Source organism: Emticicia sp. 17c (genome assembly GCF_037153985.1).
In the GTDB taxonomy this organism is placed as follows: Bacteria; Bacteroidota; Bacteroidia; order Cytophagales; family Spirosomataceae; genus Emticicia.
On record NZ_JBBAYI010000004.1, the window covers coordinates 151,621 to 169,799 of the forward strand.

19 protein-coding genes are annotated in these 18,179 nt (G+C 38.5%); 7 read left to right on the forward strand and 12 right to left on the reverse strand.

The window, feature by feature from the left end; genetic code table 11:
• Nucleotides 1-161: 161 nt before the first annotated feature.
• Entirely contained in the window at nt 162-842 is a 681-nt protein-coding gene (locus tag WAA15_RS10400) for a DUF6624 domain-containing protein (RefSeq protein ID WP_337042675.1), read from the forward strand.
• Nucleotides 843-876: 34 nt separating this feature from the next.
• Nucleotides 877-1,623, forward strand: a complete 747-nt coding sequence (locus WAA15_RS10405; protein ID WP_337042676.1) for an alpha/beta fold hydrolase — start codon at nt 877-879, stop codon at nt 1,621-1,623.
• A gap of 9 nt (nt 1,624-1,632) precedes the next feature.
• Here WAA15_RS10405 and WAA15_RS10410 read toward each other — a convergent pair whose 3' ends face one another.
• The 8 genes from WAA15_RS10410 to WAA15_RS10445 form a co-directional block, all read right to left on the reverse strand.
• On the reverse strand, nt 1,633-2,490 hold the full coding sequence (locus WAA15_RS10410; RefSeq protein WP_337042677.1) for an alpha/beta hydrolase: 858 nt from the start codon (nt 2,488-2,490) through the stop codon (nt 1,633-1,635).
• A 164-nt stretch (nt 2,491-2,654) separates the two neighbouring features.
• A complete protein-coding gene (locus WAA15_RS10415; protein ID WP_337042678.1) occupies nt 2,655-3,053 on the reverse strand; it encodes a hypothetical protein in 399 nt (132 codons plus the stop codon).
• 7 nt (nt 3,054-3,060) lie between these two features.
• A complete protein-coding gene (locus tag WAA15_RS10420) occupies nt 3,061-5,145 on the reverse strand; it encodes a beta strand repeat-containing protein (protein ID WP_337042679.1) in 2,085 nt (694 codons plus the stop codon).
• 142 nt (nt 5,146-5,287) lie between these two features.
• Nucleotides 5,288-5,773 (reverse strand): hypothetical protein, encoded by a 486-nt coding sequence (locus WAA15_RS10425; RefSeq protein WP_337042680.1) that lies wholly within the window; start codon nt 5,771-5,773, stop codon nt 5,288-5,290.
• 225 nt (nt 5,774-5,998) lie between these two features.
• Nucleotides 5,999-7,039, reverse strand: coding sequence for a serine hydrolase domain-containing protein (locus WAA15_RS10430; protein WP_337042681.1), 1,041 nt, complete (start codon nt 7,037-7,039; stop codon nt 5,999-6,001).
• Nucleotides 7,040-7,167: 128 nt separating this feature from the next.
• On the reverse strand, nt 7,168-7,824 hold the full coding sequence (locus WAA15_RS10435) for a class I SAM-dependent methyltransferase (protein WP_337042682.1): 657 nt from the start codon (nt 7,822-7,824) through the stop codon (nt 7,168-7,170).
• 57 nt (nt 7,825-7,881) lie between these two features.
• Nucleotides 7,882-8,829 carry an RDD family protein gene (locus WAA15_RS10440; RefSeq protein ID WP_337042683.1) on the reverse strand — a complete coding sequence of 316 codons (948 nt, stop codon included), beginning with the start codon at nt 8,827-8,829 and terminating at the stop codon, nt 7,882-7,884.
• Nucleotides 8,830-8,878: 49 nt separating this feature from the next.
• Nucleotides 8,879-9,886, reverse strand: coding sequence for an RDD family protein (locus tag WAA15_RS10445; RefSeq protein ID WP_337042684.1), 1,008 nt, complete (start codon nt 9,884-9,886; stop codon nt 8,879-8,881).
• A 227-nt stretch (nt 9,887-10,113) separates the two neighbouring features.
• Here WAA15_RS10445 and WAA15_RS10450 point away from each other — a divergent pair, with 227 nt between their 5' ends.
• The 4 genes from WAA15_RS10450 to WAA15_RS10465 all read left to right on the forward strand — a co-directional run bounded on the left by WAA15_RS10450 (nt 10,114) and on the right by WAA15_RS10465 (nt 12,779).
• A complete protein-coding gene (locus WAA15_RS10450; RefSeq protein WP_337042685.1) occupies nt 10,114-10,326 on the forward strand; it encodes a hypothetical protein in 213 nt (70 codons plus the stop codon).
• 492 nt (nt 10,327-10,818) lie between these two features.
• A complete protein-coding gene (locus WAA15_RS10455; protein ID WP_337042686.1) occupies nt 10,819-11,247 on the forward strand; it encodes an Hsp20/alpha crystallin family protein in 429 nt (142 codons plus the stop codon).
• Nucleotides 11,248-11,291: 44 nt separating this feature from the next.
• Nucleotides 11,292-11,756 carry a hypothetical protein gene (locus tag WAA15_RS10460; RefSeq protein WP_337042687.1) on the forward strand — a complete coding sequence of 155 codons (465 nt, stop codon included), beginning with the start codon at nt 11,292-11,294 and terminating at the stop codon, nt 11,754-11,756.
• A 498-nt stretch (nt 11,757-12,254) separates the two neighbouring features.
• Nucleotides 12,255-12,779, forward strand: a complete 525-nt coding sequence (locus tag WAA15_RS10465) for a ferritin-like domain-containing protein (protein ID WP_337042688.1) — start codon at nt 12,255-12,257, stop codon at nt 12,777-12,779.
• A gap of 61 nt (nt 12,780-12,840) precedes the next feature.
• Here WAA15_RS10465 and WAA15_RS10470 read toward each other — a convergent pair whose 3' ends face one another.
• Nucleotides 12,841-13,239, reverse strand: a complete 399-nt coding sequence (locus WAA15_RS10470; RefSeq protein ID WP_337042689.1) for a hypothetical protein — start codon at nt 13,237-13,239, stop codon at nt 12,841-12,843.
• Nucleotides 13,240-13,432: 193 nt separating this feature from the next.
• Between WAA15_RS10470 and WAA15_RS10475 the strand changes: the two genes are divergently transcribed.
• Complete coding sequence (locus WAA15_RS10475) at nt 13,433-13,717, forward strand: osmoprotectant transporter permease (RefSeq protein WP_337042690.1); 285 nt, start codon at nt 13,433-13,435, stop codon at nt 13,715-13,717.
• A 4-nt stretch (nt 13,718-13,721) separates the two neighbouring features.
• Here the strand turns inward: WAA15_RS10475 and WAA15_RS10480 are convergent, their stop codons facing one another.
• The 3 genes from WAA15_RS10480 to WAA15_RS10490 are packed head-to-tail and all read right to left on the reverse strand — an operon-like array spanning nt 13,722 to nt 17,944.
• Entirely contained in the window at nt 13,722-14,111 is a 390-nt protein-coding gene (locus WAA15_RS10480; RefSeq protein ID WP_337042691.1) for a hypothetical protein, read from the reverse strand.
• A gap of 18 nt (nt 14,112-14,129) precedes the next feature.
• Nucleotides 14,130-14,525, reverse strand: a complete 396-nt coding sequence (locus WAA15_RS10485; protein WP_337042692.1) for a response regulator — start codon at nt 14,523-14,525, stop codon at nt 14,130-14,132.
• Nucleotides 14,522-17,944 carry a PAS domain-containing sensor histidine kinase gene (locus WAA15_RS10490; protein ID WP_337042693.1) on the reverse strand — a complete coding sequence of 1,141 codons (3,423 nt, stop codon included), beginning with the start codon at nt 17,942-17,944 and terminating at the stop codon, nt 14,522-14,524. The genes WAA15_RS10485 and WAA15_RS10490 overlap by 4 nt, the downstream gene beginning before the upstream one ends.
• Nucleotides 17,945-18,179: the final 235 nt, after the last annotated feature.

An 18,179-nucleotide genomic window follows, 5' to 3' on the forward strand; every position in this document is an offset into this window, starting at 1 on the left:
GCTAAGAGTTGCCTAGCCTTATAGCAGGAAAATTAAATTAATATCAAGGTTTTTAGGTCATGAATATAGCCGAAAAATTATTTCTTGCTCAGTTAAAAAACGGCTTTCATTAATCTGTTAATTTTATAAAAAAATATTCACTTCTTTTATTATACACTATTATGCGTTTATTTTGGCTATTACTGATAACTTTCTTTAGCGTTACTTTTGCTCATGCTCAGCTAAACATAAGCCTGAAAAGAGAACTGGACAGTATGTATGTACTCGACCAGAAATATCGTAAACTGCTCAGCCTTATACGGACCCCCAAGGCCGACTCATTAGCAGAAGCGTATCAAGTGAAAAAAGAGGCCCTGACCGACTATTTATGGAAATTGCAGGAAGAAGTCGATTCGTCTAATCTGGTAAGAGTTGAGAAAATTATAGCCCAGTATGGGTATCCGGGTAGGAGTATAGTGGGTACACCCACTAACTCGGCTGTTTTTTATGTAATTCAGCATTCAAAAGTAATAGATACTTACCTGCCATTGGTTAAAAATGCAGCCGAAACCGACGAAATACAATTTGTTCTTTATGCCATGATGCTCGACCGCTCGCTGATGTATAACCAGAAAGAGCAAATATATGGTACGCAAGGCTCGGGTTTTCCGGTGATTAACCCACAAACAGGTAAAAAGGAATTTAAAATGATTATCTGGCCCATTAAAGACCCCGAAACTGTAAATGAAAGACGCAAAAATGCGGGTTTTGCCGATACAGTTGAAGAAAACGCCAAAAGAATGCGTATCGACTACAAAGTATATACGCTCGAAGACGTACAAAAAATGAAAGCACCCAAATAACCTGAAATCACTTTCCTATAATTCTGATATAATAATGAAATTTGTATTGTTGCTTTTAGTTACGCTAACTAATGCCCAGATTCTTGTTGCTCAAACATTTCAGGTAAAACTCGATACCGTAACATGGTTCGATAAGGCCAGAAACCGGCCTGTCCCGATTGCTTTTTATACACCTGTAAGCAAGACTAAAGTAAAACACCAGAAAGTAGTTATTTTTAACCACGGATACGGCGAAAATCTGGGTGGAGCAAATCTGGCATATTCTTATCTGAATAATTATCTGGCTTCGGAGGGGTATTTTGTAGCAAGTATCCAGCACGAGCTTCCTACCGATAGTTTATTGCCTACAACGGGTAAACCACAGATTGTAAGACGCTCCAACTGGGAACGAGGAGCAGCTAGTATTCTTTTTACATTAAACGAACTCAAAAAGCGGTATCCTGACCTTGACTACAAGCAATTAATACTGATTGGGCATTCGAACGGAGGAGACATGGCCGCCCTTTTTGCCCATAAATATCCTGACCTGATTAGTAAACTTATTACTTTAGATAACCGCCGGATGGCTTTGCCACGTACAGCGAAGCCTGTTATTTATTCGATACGCTCAAGCGACCAGCCTGCCGACGAAAATGTTTTGCCTACCCCAGAAGAACAAAAAAAATACGGTATAACTCTCATTAAATTACCCGATACCATACATAATGATATGGACGATTCGGGTAATGAAAGGCAGCGAACCGAAATTACGGGGTATGTGCGTTCGTTTTTAAGGAAGTAATGGCAAAACCTATGGCTCTGGATTCAACAGCCTTAAAGCATTAAAAATAGCCTGATGGGTGATAGTTCCGTGGTTTTCTTGTGGTAGATAATCGAAATGCACTTGTAAGTACTGGCTTTTTGAGGCTTTAAGTTTGTCGGCTAGCAGGTTGGCATCAACTTCCATTACGCGCGGGTTATCACCAGGGGTAAGCCCCTCTTTGCCAACGCCTATATATACTTTTGTAGAAGTATGGAAGGTATCAGAAAAAATAGCAGATTCTTGGGCCAGTAAAGAGCCGTTATCCCACCATAAACTAGGACTAATAATAATATACTGATTAAAAAGGGTTGGTTTTTTCAGGAGTATTTCAGTAGCCAGCAAGCCGCCTAACGACTGCCCGATGATGGTTTTTGAACCATTGGTCTTGTATTTTTTTTCAATATAGGGCTGTAACTCTTTTTCGAGGAAAGCCATAAACTGCGCCGATTTTCCGGTGGTTTTATAGCGTTCTTTATCTTTGGTAATGGTAGTGGGGTAAGTAAAATCACGTTTTCTGTCAACATTGGCAATGCCCACAATAATTGATTTAGGCACACGGTTAATCCAAGAAAAATTATTGAACTGATAAAGCCCTACCACATGAATAAAATCTTCATCCTGCGAGCCATCCAGCAAATACACTACGGCATATCGGGTGGTATCTGCTGGCTGATACCCTTCAGGCAAGTAAATATTCAGGATTCTCTTTTCGGCTAACACAACCGACTGTATTTCATCAATATAGCCCAGTATAAAGGGTTTACTCTCGGTGGGTATTGCCTGACCGCTCTGGGCAGCACAGAATAAAGGTAAAAAGCAAACGATAAGGATATTTATGAACTTCATGTGTTTCAATAATTACTGAGCTTAATATTAATTAAATGCGTGTACCAATGCAAGAAAACTGAGCTATAAAATACCCACAAAATAAAAGACATACCCGAAAAACAGGTATGCCCTTTAATTTCCAACTGTGTATTGAAGTCAAGAAATACTATACAGCAAAAATCCTAATTGTTTTTTTCGCTTGGTGGAGGTGCCGTGCTAGGGGCAATATCTTTTATCGTTTTAAGTGTTTTATCGTTTTCTGCTTTCATTTCTTCGGTACTTGCATCACTACTTGTTTTACCTTCTTTAACCGGTTTAGTCGGATTACTGGCAGCAACGGCATTTGTATTATATGGTAGCCCTTTATCTTTACCTTCTTTCATTTCTTTTGCCAGACTTGAGCCTACAAAACCTTTATTCTTTAAAGGTTTGTTTTGCTGTGCAGGGGCATATAAAGCACCCGGTACCCGATTGTTTTTTAGCTGGCTACCAATACTTTCATCGGCTTTATATTCTTGTGCCTGAAGATTGGCACATATTCCGAACAAGAACGCTATAATAATAGATATTTTCTTTTTCATGGGTTTGTTATTTAACATTAACCAATACATTTATTTTACCAACTTTTTCTGAGTTAAAATCCTGCAAGGCTTTACCTAGCACTTGGCCTACTTTTACCTTATCGGGGTCGGCTTTCATGGCAACACCCGGAACCGAAGATGTTACCAGCATATCGCCGCGCTCAATGGGGCCACCTTCCAGACAAACTTTTGTTGGTATGACACCTACCACACCCATTGGCACTTTGCCACTTAAATCACTATCAAGGTTTTCCTCGGTAAGCACTACACCGGGTTTTGTAGCATAAACTCCTGCTACCAGCGTAGAATAAGGGCTTTGTGATTTTTCCACTTGTCGGTCGCCTGATTTTGAAATAACCAGAATGTCACCAGCTTCATAAGTATCTATGTGGCCCTTTACGTCAAAAAGTTCCGCTACGTCTGCGCCGCTGCTAAATGTGCCTCCATTAAAATAACCCGTTCCGCTTTTATTGATACGAGCCACGTTAACACTTCCACTCTGAAAAATGGCAACGTTTCCGCTACTACCTGTATGATTAACTAAAATACCACTGCCTGTGCCTGCATTAATAATATGTACGGCAGGGTTGCCGTTACTGGTGTTTTTATTCTCAAAACGTCCGGCTTTTCCGGTGGCATAATTAGGTACCCAGCCATAAATAGCATTTCCGCTTCCATCAATTGTAGATTCAACGCCATCTCCGGTATTAGCTGCATTAGCAGTAATAGCATTACCATTGCCATCAGCTATGGCTATAACAGCAGGCCCGTTGCCAGAGGCATTAGAAGCATGAAATAGCCCCGCATAGCCGCCCGTACCTGACGATACCCCGTATATTGCTGCCGTACCAAAGTTTGCAAATATTGAATTAACTTCTCCTTTCACAGCGGCGGCAGTTCCTTGGGTATTATCAACCTTTGCATTCACTGCGGTACCATTACCAACAGTTTGGGCAAAAATTACATCGTTATCATTATCTTCATTAAAATTCTGGAATCTCCCTGCTTTACCTGTACTATAACTAGGTACCCACGCATAGAGTGCTGTTCCGGCTCCGTCAATATTGGTTTCAACACCATTGCCATCTTTTCCGGCATTGGCAGTAATGGCATTTCCGTTGCCATCTGTTAAAGCTATTAAAGCGGCACCATTGCCAGAAGGATTAGAGGCATAGAAAAGCCCGGCTCTTCCGCCCGTACCTGACGATACCCCGAATATTCCGGCTGCGCCGAAATTACCAAAAATCGAATTTATTTCACCTCTTACAGCAGCCCCAACGCTATTCGTATTATTGAGGTAAAAAGAAGAAGCATTGCCTAGTGTATTGTCTGGAATATTTCCGTTGCCGTTAGAATAAACCTCGAACGTGTTCATGAGGTTATTGGCATTTGAATTTTCAAATCTGCCTGCTCTTCCGGTACTGCCACTGCCACCTATCTGCCCATAAACGCCAATACCAGTATCACTATTATTGCCACTAACAAAACCTCTAACACCATAGCCACCGTTGTCATTACGGCCTACTACTGCTCCGGCAATATTGCTATTAGCAAAACCAACAATGGCTTCGCCGCCATTGCTGTTAATACCGATTACCCCCGCTGAAGACAGACTAGAAGTTGACCCATAAATGCCCGTACCCGAAGTACTACTGGCATATAAACCCCGGCCAGAGCCATTTGTACTGATAGAAACAACATTATTTGAATTTGCTGCATTAACGTTAGTAAAAATAGCCGGATACCCCGTTGTAGAAACACCATAAATGCCGGTTCCTGAGGTACTTGACCCATAAACCCCATAGCCCGAAGTAGCACTGCCATAAATGCCATAGCCAGAAATAGCACCGCCCAAAACACCTATACCGCCACCGCTGTGTGTACCCCAGACACCGTATCCGTCGGTATTAGTACTTAAGTTAGAGCCTCTTACACCCACTGAGCTTGCTCCTGCGGTTGTTGTAGAAATAGTACCTTTAACGGCAAATACGCCGCTCGTAGTTGAGGTATTAATCACTTCCAGATTATTGTTTTGTGCAAAAAGTGTGTGTATACCTAATAGAAAAATAAAGAAATGTTTAATTGGTTTCATGCGTGAAGTACTTTTGGTAATAGACCGAAAGTTAAAAAATACACATAAAAACAAATGATTTTAGCTCTTAAATATGGCTTTTTTTTTACTGAATGGTATTTGAGAGGTAAAAAGGCTGCAAAAATGGCTATTAGTAACGGGTTTATTGTCTGGACAGAATAATATAAATAACGCCATTAATGAGTTTTACTTGTGGCACTGGATTGGGGGTTTCTTCGGGTAGTTCCTGCGTTTTACCTTTAATGAGATACCCGTTTTCTACCAGAAAATAAAAAATATTTTCGCCAAAAAGAAACGTCTCTACATCGCGTGCGCCACGGGTAAAAGCCATTGAAAACGAATAAGGAGGCTTTAAATGATTCTGAGCAATCAGAACTTTTATTTCACGAATCAGCTTCGCCCTTAATGCTTCATCAAGCACACGTTTATCGTTCTCTATTTTAAGTTTAAAAGTGGTATCATGAGCAATAATTTTGCTGGTCTCTGAAATACCAGATACGCGCACTAACGAGATGGGAGAAAGAGCGGCATAATTGAACGAAACTTTAGGTATATGCACATGAGCTATCAGATTATAGAATGCCAGCGTAAGGCATATCCAGAGAAATATCTTTTGTGTTGGATACATAAGCAAAAATAGAATAATAAACCAAATATAGGTATTAATCAAAATAATATAACCATACCCCACCCACACAAAGTCTGTAAAATATCGCTGCTACTCAATAAAACTTCCTTTTATGGGGAATATCTTCTGAATAATACTGGTTTTGCCTGTTTTATCGGCAAAAATAACAAGTTTTGTAGTAGATAATAAGTACTTGTTTTCTTGTCAGGTAGCTTTAAATCTGGTTTATTTCTCTATAATATTCCTTATTTTCTCCCGTATTTGCAGGCTAATCATGTTACTTATTTTAGGGTCAGTTTTAGTAAAAATAATACCTGCCAAATTATTCTTGCTGTCTTGCCACGGGTGGGTTCCAAACAAGCCCGGGCTGCTCGATTCCCGAATATTTCCTGAATTATCTACCACATCTAGCCAATTACCAATGCCGTACCTGATTCCCGTATTTTTAAATGCCGAATACGGGTTAGCTACATAAGGCGTACCCTCAATTATGGCGCCGTTAGTCTGATCTTTTATTAGTTCAGTAATAGCTTTCTCGCTCAATACCCGTTTTGACTGGTAAACCCCTTTGTTAACAATCATTTCCAGAAAATGCAGATAATCCTGTGCAGTTGTTACCCCTCCTCCGGCAATGATAGGGTTGCGTAGCGGCAGATACAACACCGCCATGCTGCACGGAATAGCAATTTTTTCATTAAAGAGAGTCTGCCATTGTTTACCTGTAACTACTTCGGCAATACGCCCTGCTATGTGCATACCAATGCTACCATAATTAAAGGTTGTTCCGGCCGGATGAATCATGGCTGTATGTACGGCCAGCGAATCGACGGCCTCGGCGAATGACAGGCTAGCTTTATATTCATAACCTTCGGGTGAATCGCCAGGGAAACCAGACGTATGCGAAAATAATTGCCTGATAGTAATGTTGCCTTTGCGATACTTAGTAAAAATGGGAAGGTATTTCCCCACAGTATCACTCAAAGCTATTTTTCCGTCGTCTACTAAGGCCATAATTACAGCACCTGATAGCCATTTGGAGGCCGAAGCAATTGCACGGCTCTCTTCGGCTTTCATATTATACTCTTTCTTATAAATGAGATTTCCGTTTTGCGAAACCAGTACAACCAACTGATTGGCATAAGCTGCGGCGTTTTCTTCAATAAAGGCATCAACCGAAGAAAAATCATAGGTTTTAGGGTTTACACTCTGGGTCTGGCAGGCAAATAGGGTAAATAATAAGAAGGCGAGTACACCGTACTGTTTCATAAAGCTCTCTGGTTTAAGTAATTTACGTTTTAGACCACCAAGCTAAGCGCAGGTTTAATTATCTGGCCAAATCAGCAGAAAAAAACCATTATCAGATGTGGTAGAGTGTATTCAGCACAAGGTATATATCATAGCTTCTCGGCCACAATAATCAATGAAGCTACTGCAATGGTTTCTCCGTTCATTTCCTGTGGGTGTTCTTTGTGTTTAATCGTATTTACGACTTTAAAGCCCTGTTTTGATAGTAAATTACATAGTTCGGTTTCAGTAAATATCCTGAACCCATAGCTTGTAAACGGATAATGTTTCAGAATAGCTTTTGGCCTGAGTGCAATCAGTAGCTGGCCGTGAGGCTTTAGCACCCTGTTTATTTCTGTAAGCACCAGCGAGGGGTTGTCCCAGAAATAGACTGTGTTAACCGTAAATACTTTGTTAAAGGTAAGGTTAACAAACGGCAGTTGTGTGGCCTCAGCCAGATGAAAACTGGCTTTCCCTTTCTTTATCAATAATTGATTTATTCTGATAGCTTCTGCCACCATTTCTTCTGAAAAATCGCAACCATGATAGCTGATGAACGGGGCTGCCGAAACTACATTTTTTACGAAAAAACCATTGCCCATGCCTATCTCCAGTATTGTATCATGGGCTTCTGAACAAAGGGCTTTTATCGTACATAAATTAATCTGTTCGTTTCCCCGATTCATACGGGTGCCAACTCTTGAGGCTTGCTGGCCATGTGGGTGTCTTAACTGGCTTGCCAGTTCTTTTAAAGCGGCTTCCTGCATAAGTAAAAAGTGTGTGTAACTCTGAACAGTGGCCAGCCTTTACTTATGCAAGCTGTTTTAGGCTTTATAAGAGGCTTTTACCACAGTGGTATTACTAACAGAATCGTGCCAGCCTCTGTTAGCAAGCAAAAACGAAAGCGCATCAAACGGAATAAACCTGCAAATACTCCTGACCAACCCTTGTCTGAAAGAAATAATTTCTTCTTCCTGATTAATTACGGCAGAGTTTGTAACGATTTTCCCGAAGGTAGTTTTAAAAATACCCTCACAGATACAATAATATACCAGCGGTGTTACAATAATACTAAGCCGCAAAATAAGTATTTGTAAAGGGGTGTTATCTGAATAGCCATATCCATTGCCTGAGTCATAATTGATATGGAAGAAAATATTCTTAAGCCAGCTAATAACTACGAAAGAAAAATGCAGGACTATGAAAGCATCGAGCAATGAATTTAAAAACCGTATGCCTTTCGTTTGTTCAACAAAAGTATCTTGATAATCATCAGAAGTACCAACTATAATTCTTATTTGTTTTGATAAATATACAAGTAAAATAAATGTAAGTATAAGTTTTATGACTGAAGTTATAACTTGAATATAATCTATTTCAGGAGCTGAAAATACAAAGCACAGATAAAAGAAATGAATAAAGAAAACAAAAATCAAAGGCCCTTGAAACAATCTTAAAGAACCTGTTTTGTGAAAACGGCTTACACCTATCAATGAACAAATCGGGAAGACAACAGAAGTGAGAATAGATGCTATTTTTAAAGAAAAATAAAGTTGAGTAAGGTTATAAGGTCTATAGAAGCCATTTTCTATATCCAAATAAAAAGGTATTAATAAGTTTTTGAAGTAATTCGCAGCAGAAAAGTTGATACCGGTATTGTTAGGCCCTGAATACGTTACAAACTGGTATAATCCAATAAACGTAGATATAATAGGCAGAAATATGAGCACAACAGCTTGCAGAATAATGAAGTTCTTTTTAGTTAGGTTCATTAGTGTTTTTGTTAATTATTTAGAGAAATATATAGCGAATAGAGTTAATTTAAAGTATATCAGTAGTAGTTTTATAAGAGGCTTTTACCACAGTGGTATTACTAGCAGAATCGTGCCAGCCTTTTTTATTAAATAGGAATGAAAACGCATCAAACGGAATAAAACGGGCAAGAGTTCTGCCGAAATTAGTATAAGGAGAAAGCAGCTTGCCATTGTTCTCTACGGCCACAGAACCTACAATAACTTGCCCCAATGTGGCTTTAAAAACGCCTTCACTGATAAAGTAATAAGTAAAAACAATAATGAATATATAAAAAGCAGTCTGTAACGGACTCAGACTAGAAGACGATATGGATTCCGTAGAATTGCTGAATATTAGTTTTTTGAAAGTCAGTAAAATAGACTTAAAAGTCAGTAAAATAGACTTAAATGTATATAGATAAGAAAAACATAAATGAAAAATGAGTATAGAATCAATAAGAAAATGTGAAAATCTTTTTACTCTTGGCTGTTTGATATAAGGTTCTTTAGTGGTATCGGCAGTAGTGTGAATAACATTGATTTTTTCAGATAATACAATTAGCAAGAAAAATGCAATAACAAATCTTACAATTCTAACTATCGGTGATAATATTTCGTATTTTATATTAAAAAACAGCCCAAACAAACCATAGAAATTTATAAAAAAATTAAGAAGTAAAATACCAGTAAGTATTCTGAAAGAACCTGTCTTTAAAAATCTGAAAGAACCAATAATCGATAAAATAGGAATAATAATTAATGTAATTACATAGTAGAGTTTAAAAGAAATATGAAAAATCTGTAATTGCTCAATATCTGTGTAATCGTCTGGTAACTTAAAAATAAGTTTATTTTGGTCGAAATTATAAAAAGGTAAAAAAAACTGTTTTAATAGTTTGGTGTCAGAAAAAGCTATTTCTGAGTATTTTGTTAGAAGAGCCTTGTATTCATAAAAGTTAAAGATTGTTAGCGTAATAGGTAATATAATTAAACAGACAGCTTGTAGGATGATAATCTTTTTTTTAGTCAGGTTCATGATTAAAATGTTACGTATATTTATATAGTCGGATAAATATAATGACTTTTTATTATTCGTTTATAGATTTTGCCATACATTTTATGCCAGACGAAAAAAAACTTTATACATTCATTCAAACCTGCTCAATTGGTTGCCTGTCAGCAAAAGTATGCCAACCTTTGGCACAGAGTTTTGCTCGGTAAATCAATACAAAAACTATTTATTAAATCCAGTTGAACAAGCGTATGAAAAAAACACACAACAAGTCGGAAAAAGATACCAGAGATGTATCTGTCGACACCGAAAATGATTATTCTGGTACACAAAGTAAGGAGTACGCCGGAAACAGGCGCTCAGAAGCCAGACAAACAAACCCCGGAGAAGTAACCCGCCTGAGGGGGTTAAAGTCAGATGCCAACGCTAAAACAACAGGTGTAGACTCAGACAACCGGTTTTAGTAACTGATACCAGCAAAAACGTGATTCAGTACTTAGCATAATTGAATAATAAAACACATGGTGCTCGGTTCGTAAAATATAGAACTTATGTTTTATCGGTTGCTGTGCTAATTGTTCCATAGTTTTATGATTTATTACATGATAAGCCTCTCATCACGTTTTTGTTGAAATAAACCTTCGCATTAATACTAATTTAATTATTCTATAAAAAATCGTTCCAAAAGGGCGTAATTACCTGTTTTTATTATTGCTCACTAATTTATGAGCGAAACCACATCACACAGGCAACCTGTTTTATGGCTGTGTGTATTCTTCCTCAACCTTGGCTTACCTGTTGATATTCCGCTACATAATACTATTCATAAATAGAAATCTGGCACTTTGTTCAGACAGGCATTTGTTTTTAGCCTGATTAGTAGCGCATAAGTGCCAAAACAGCAATATTAGTAGTGGCTTGCAGCAAAAATAAAGTTGAACTTAATTTTGAAAACTATGGCCTTGGTGAAATGGAAAAAAGATGACTTGTTCCCGACTTTTGAGGTGGCATGGGACGATTTTTTCAGTAAAGACTTACTGAATCGTCAAGAGTATTCAGGGGCAAGAATTCAGGCGGTAAATGTTTCAGAAACAGCTACCAATTATTATATAGAAGTGGCAATTCCGGGCTATAAAAAAGAAAGCCTGCATATAGACGTTAAGGATGATGTGCTGACTATTTCTTCTGAAAAAAAAGAAGAAACAGAAGAGTTTGACGGCAATAAACCAAGTCGGAAGGAAATTAATTATTCTTCATTTCAAAGAAGTTTTCAATTGCCTGACAACGTCGATAAAGATACTATTACGGCCTCTTATAACGATGGTGTGCTAAAACTCAACCTACTAAAAACAGAAGCCAATAAAAATACAATAGCAGTACGATAAACATTTCAGGAACTGGCCTCAAACTAGTTCTTTTTTCATAAATTATGGGTAACAAATTTATAAAAATCAAAATTATAGCGGGTGCTGTTATTAGTGCCTGCCTGCTCAATGCCTGTATAGGCCCTCGAACGTGTCTTTACTATGTAAGTTTTACTAATCAGTCGGACCAGCCTGTGCAATTTGGCTGGGGCGATAAAACAAGAGGTAAACTTAAAATGGTAGAAGTAGCTAATAAGAAATCAATTGATTTCAGTTTCTGGACAGATGACCTGCCTTTGGGGAGTTTTCCGCAGGATGGTGACTCCGTAGTGATAATACTGGCCAATGGCAAAAAAATAATTGACGTAAAACGGTGTGAACTATTAAATGGTAACCTGAATTGCGAACAAGATTCCCGTAGTTTTTTCAATCCGAAAGCCTACAACAGATACCAGAGCGGCCTGCTTAATAAAAGCTGCGGTGGGGTAGAGTACGTATTTACCACTGCCGATGCCCAAAGAGCCCGATAAAGACTTTATTTCATATATTATATCTATGCAGTGGGTAGCTTTGGGCAATGTTTTCAGCCCGAAAGTGTATTGCATTGGCTTGTGGTTACGTGTTTAAAGCTACGTTGGCCTGTTTCTACGCCTGCCAGTTAAACATGAGGTTGTCAGGCTATGTTTATAAATCTTCTTTGCCTTGCTAAACAACTTTTTGTATTCTATGTTTAAGTAGAAAAAAACAATAAAACCTAAAGAAATACATTCAAACCCAAAAGTAGCAACTGCTATCAGGCAAAATGATTAGACACTTTAAGATTGTATGATTATCACTTATTGCTGAGACACTGCCTCATTGGCTACATCGTTAATTGTTTTGCAACAAACTTATTACCTTAAACAGCTATCTATCTGAAGGTATCAGATAAGCACCTACTCATGCTTGGTTACTGTGTATTGTCTTCATGCTGGTATGGAATTTTTATAGACTGTATAAAATCCAGTGACTTTATAAATAAGTTAGCCATGAAAAATTACACCACGAAAATTTCAAGAAATAATGGAGATAAGTTAAAAAAACTATTTACCGACGGCCTTAAAGATATGTATTGGGCAGAAAAACGATTAGTGAAGGCATTGCCTAAATTAGCCAGAGCTGCCGTATCAGAAGACTTACAGGTGGTTTTTGAAATCCATTTAACAGAAACGCAAGAGCATGTGAATCGTCTTAAAAAGATTTTTGAACTCATAAACGAACCAGCTAAGATAAAGAGATGTCCGGCCATGATGGGGCTTCTGGAAGAATGTGATACCATTATTAAATCGACAGAAGAATCGAGTATTGTACGTGACTGCGGGCTTATTTTTGTTTCGCAGAAAATAGAACATTATGAGATAGCCTCGTATGGTACCCTACGGACAATTGCCAACATTATGAATTACAGAGAGGTAGCAGAGTTATTACAGATGACTCTGGAAGAAGAGCGTGTAGCCAGTAGTAAATTAGCCGACCTCGCCGATTCTTATATAATGGAGGTTGTAATGGACTAGCCAACTCCTGATAACAAAATACCCCGCCTACAAAGCGGGGCATTTCGTTAAATGAAGTAGGTTAGTTTGCTTTAGAAATATCGTCGAGTTCTTTTTCTTTTACTTTTGCTTCAAGTCCTTCTTTTTTAATACCAATTCTGATGTTGAAAAACAAACTCATGTATATATTGGCTACCCAGACCAACGAAAAAACAGCAATCACGTAACCTCGCCAGTCGGTAAATAATAACTGGTAGTTAGTAAATACAACAAACAGAATACTCACATAAAAACTGAAACAATACTCGCAGGTAAAAATATAAAAAAACTTACGCTTGAAGAGTGATTTAGCATTTTCACTATTTTTTTTACAATAAGCGCGGGGTTCTGCAAAGATTTCCTCGTGTGTGACCGTCCAGGCAATACATGAAATAGGAATGGCTAAAACAAAAAGCCAGATGATTTGTGTATAGAGTGTCATAAGAAATAAACAATGGAGTGTTTAGCTTACCTCAGAAAACCATATACCATCATTGTTTGGGGAAAAAAATCCTCAAGTCTGTCGGGCTTTATGCTGCCTAACCATTCAATATAATTTTTGATGTAATTATTGTTTTGTATTTGCTTATGCAGAAACATTCGCAGCATATTTGTGTAGCTAATGAAATTTTCTGATGAAACTATTCTGGATTTTCTGGGGTATCGATGCCCTTGTAGCATTAATAGCAATATATTTTTTTGTTGTCGGCCTTGCTGATGGTTCCGTCTCGGCAAATAATATAATGTTATGGCTGCTTATATCAGGTACATTAATGGCCCTGCTTGCCGGAGGGCTTTACCTGAAGTCAGCCGGAAAACTATTGTGGGCTAATGCCTTACTGGGCGTTTTGGCCGTGCCTGCATTTTTGTTTTGCCTGTTTTTTATAGTAGCTATTGCTTCGGGTGTTAGATGGAATTAAAGCATTAATTGTTTTTCTTGGACCTGTGCCATAAAAAAGCCATAAGCCCCGATAACCCACCTAACATGAGCCAATAAACTGGAGCTACCGTAAGCAAAAGTAATTGCGGAGCCACTTCTGAAAACTCTTCAATTTTTTCTTTTTCTTCTTCATGGCTAAGCAGGTAGTCGGCGGTTAGTGTAATATGCGTCAGCGTAATACCTATGCCTACCACAACCCCATGCCAGAAACCTTTCTGAAAGAGACCTCGCTGGTAAAGATTGGCTATGGCTACGCCAATGGTTATCATGAGCATAGGCCAGAGAAAAAACTCAAGTTTATCAGGCAGTACGTAGATAGTAATTATCCCAATAGCTATGCCTGATAGCATGGCGTATCCTATTGTTTTTCTCATGGGTGCTTTAGAATGTAACTAACGTACTATTTTCTTTAGCAAATCTACGGTAATAGGTTTATATATATACCCTATGATAATCGGATAATTTTTGGCTTTTTCTTTGTCTTCAGGATTCGTCGAAGAAGATAAAATAACAACTTTAGTTTGGCTGAACTGCTCAGCATAGGTTTTTACAAATTCATCAAGAAACTCCCAGCCGTTCATGACGGGCATATTCAAATCCAGAAAAATAAGCTGAGGTGCCACAACCCCTCCCTCCGAAGAAGTTGCCAGTTTATGATAATAATTCAATGCTTCGGAGGCACTGGTTATAGAGATAACTTCTTTCGCAAAAGCCGCTTTCTTTACCACCATTTCAATCAATAACAATGTAGTTTCGTCGTCGTCGATACAAAGTAGTTTAGGAATCATTTTTTAAATTTTAAAATAAAGTTAGTACCAATATTAATTTTACTTTCGACGGAGATGCTCCCGCCGAGGCTTTCCATTTGAGTTTTTACAAGGTATAAACCCATACCTTTACTATTAGGCCGGTCATGAAACCGCTGGTATAGCCTGAAAAGTTTGTCTTTGTGTCGTTCGGTGTCAAGCCCTATGCCATTATCTTTAAAAGAGAGTATCATATACTCGCCTGTATCCTCACTCTTAAGTTCAATTTTTAGTCCCCTTTTGTAGTCACGATACTTAATGGCATTGGTGAGCAAATTCATAAAAATGCTCTCGAGGTAGGTTTCGTTAAATAGTACCTTCGGAGCAGCAGTAAAATCAAGTGTGATAGATGGCTTTACCTCCGTAATGAGGTTTTCCAGTTGGGCCGATACCTGACTAAAGATTTTATAAAACGAAATTTCTTTTAACTCAATCGAATTGTTTTCTCTGATAATCAGAATCTTCACCAAGTCACTGATAGTATCATTCAGTAAACCTGTTGACTTCTTCATGCCATCCAGAATTTTACTTAAATGCGGATTTTCTATTTTCATATCGTCTGTCAGGTTAAGAAAACCTATCAGGTTTGATAGAGGAGCCTTTAAGTTATGAGAAGTAATATAAGAAAAATGTCTCAAATCATCATTATTCTGGTGTAGGGTCTCAATAAGTTTTTCACGTTCTATTTCCTGAAGTTTCCGTTCGGTAATATCGCGGTAGTTAAGCACAACTGCCCCTACGGCAGGGTCTTGCAAAAGATTATGGCAGGTCGACTCCAGCCATTTGTAAGAGCCGTCGGACATTCGGATACGGTATTCCAGATTACGTGTCAGGTTAGGAGACGCGATAACTTCTGTATATATTTCGCTAACAGTGGGTAGGTCTTCGGGGTGAATCAGATCGTCACGGAGCGAGCCTATCAACTCGGTATCATTATAACCTAAGATTTTTTTGCCGGTGTTTGAAATATATATCAGAAACCCCTGAGCATCAAGCAACGACAAACCGTCGGCACTGTTTTGCAGCAAACTTCTGAAACGCATCTCGTTATACCTGATTTTATCTTCGGCTTCCTTTTTTTCGGTGATGTTTCTCGCAATTTTGGCTGCACCAGTTACTACGCCCATGCTATCGCGGATGATAGAAAGCGTAAGCGAAACATAAATTATTTCACCGTTTTTCTTTTTGCGTTGGGTTTCATAGTTTTCAATCTGAATACCATTTTTTATTTTTTCCAGAATCTCCCTTTCTTCCTCAAGTTTTTCTTCAGGAACAATCGTGTTGATCGACTGCCCGATAACTTCGCGGTCGGTGTAACCAAATAATTTTTCAGCACCGCGGTTCCAGCTTGTAATGATACCATCAGCGGTAATACTGGAAATGGCATCTTCTGACGAGTTAATAATCGAAACCAGTAGGGCTCTCTGGTCCTCAAAGTATTTTCTTTGAGACACATCTCTGAAATTAACAGCAATAGCATTAACTCCTTCTACCATCAGCATATTGGTTACTTCACCCTCTACCCAGACATAGTTGCCATTCCGATGCCTGCATCTGACCGTAACATGGGTTTGCAGGCCCATATTTTTGTATACATCTTCCAACCGTGATTTTATGCTTTCGAGGTCTTCGGCATAAATAACTTCATTTACCGCTCGCCCATGAATATCTTCATTTTTATAGCCTAAGGTTCGTTCAACCGAGGGGCTTATATATTCAATTTGTTCTTCTGGGTTTAATAACGCCAGCATATCATGGCTGTTTTCAATCAGCGAGCGAAACCTCGATTCCTTTTTCAGTAATTCAAGGGCAGCTTTTTTATTTTCTGTAATGTCTCGGCCCGATATGCAAATACCTTTAATTTGTGTTGCTTCAATAACAGGATTGAACGAGTAGTCTATCCAGATAGTGTCTCCGTTTTCCTGCACATAAGAGCGTTCGTACTGGATATTTTCACCTTTTAATGTTCTGGTGAAGAAATCCTCCAGTATATCCTTTCGGTCGTCGGCAACGAAATCGAAAACAGGTTCTCCTATTTCTATTTCTTTATCCCGATTAAGAAAGGTAAATATCTTGGCCCTGTTATTAAAAGCCTTTATGTTCAGGTTGGCATCAAGCAGAATGAACGCTTCAGAGGAGTTATCAAATATGGCTTTTAAATTGCTTTCCGATAACTTAATTTTTGCCTCCGCTTCTTTGCGCTCGGTAATGTTATGGTAGTTCGATACAATTGCCCGAACGTTTTCGTCTTGCAACAGATTGGTAACAATACCTTCAACCCATACGTATTCCCCATTTTTTTTGAGTAACCTGTTCTGCCGCGGTACAGATAAGCCCGGATTAGCCAGAATTAGCGGAAAAACAGTTTCTTGAATTTCGGCGGCTTGCTCGTTGTGTATCAGGTTAATATTCAGTTGGCCTATTACTTCTTGTGCTTTAAAGTCTGTTAGTTTTTCGTAGGCAGGGCTTACATAGGTAACTTTTCCTTCGGTATTGGTCAGGATAATAATATCTCCGGCGTTTTCAACAAGAGCCCTGAAACGTTTTTCACTTCGGGCTAATGCCTTTTCAACAGATTTTCTCTTTGATATGTCTGTAATAAAAGTGCATGCTTTTTTTTCACCCTCGAGGTCATCATAAATCACGGAGGTGAACTCGTAGGGGAAAAGTTCTCCGTTTTTACGGATACCCGTCAGTTCTCCTTCCAGCGTTTGTGAATCTGGTTGTAGCCCCGCCATGGTTATGTAGTATTCATCGTCATAAACAACCATTCCTTTGCGGCCTATTGCCTGAAATTCTTCGGCCGAGTATCCGAAAATCTCGCTGGCTCTTTTGTTGGTACTCAGAATGGTGCCATCAAGCGTACTGAAAATAAAGGCATGATGCGAGTTCTCTATAATAGACCGATACCGCTGTTCGCTTATCTGCAATTGAAGTTGGGCGTTCTTGATAGCAGTAATGTTAAACGAAGAAGAAAACGCCCCTATGATTTTTTGTTGGGTGTCATAAAAGGGTTTGTATTTTGTTACATAAGTATGAAGCAGGCCGTCGTCGAGCATAATTGTGCTTTCGTCCTCAAAGGTTTCGCCTTGTAGTATCTTTTCATATATCTTTTTAAGTTTTTCGGCCCGTTCGGGGCTAAGTACCTCTGGTAAATATGCACCTTTGTATATGTTTTCCTGAAAATAGTGTAGCAGCCCTTTTCTGTATTTTGTATTACAGATAAGAACTCTGAGGTTGGTATCTACTGCCAGAAAAGATTCTTCGGTGTTTTCAAGTACAATTTGTAAACTTTTAAGTATCTCTGCCATATCTGTTGGTTGTGGCAGGTGTTCAGTGGCGGTTGGTACTACTTCTAAATTATTATTTTCTTTAATACTGTTTTTAGTGGTTTTTGACATGTCTGGTCTATGATTATCAGCAAAACTTACAAACTAATGTATAAGTAATTTGATGCTTCCTGCTAAGGGAACCTAAAAGTTATAATCACATGGCGTTTACTTCTGGAACTTAAATGTGGATGAGAAAGGGGTGTGGAATAATAATAGATTTATTGTATGGGACAAAATTTGTGCCAAACAGGTTAGTAGGAAACAAAAGTAATAATTATTTTTTAACAAAGGTATCCGTTTAAAA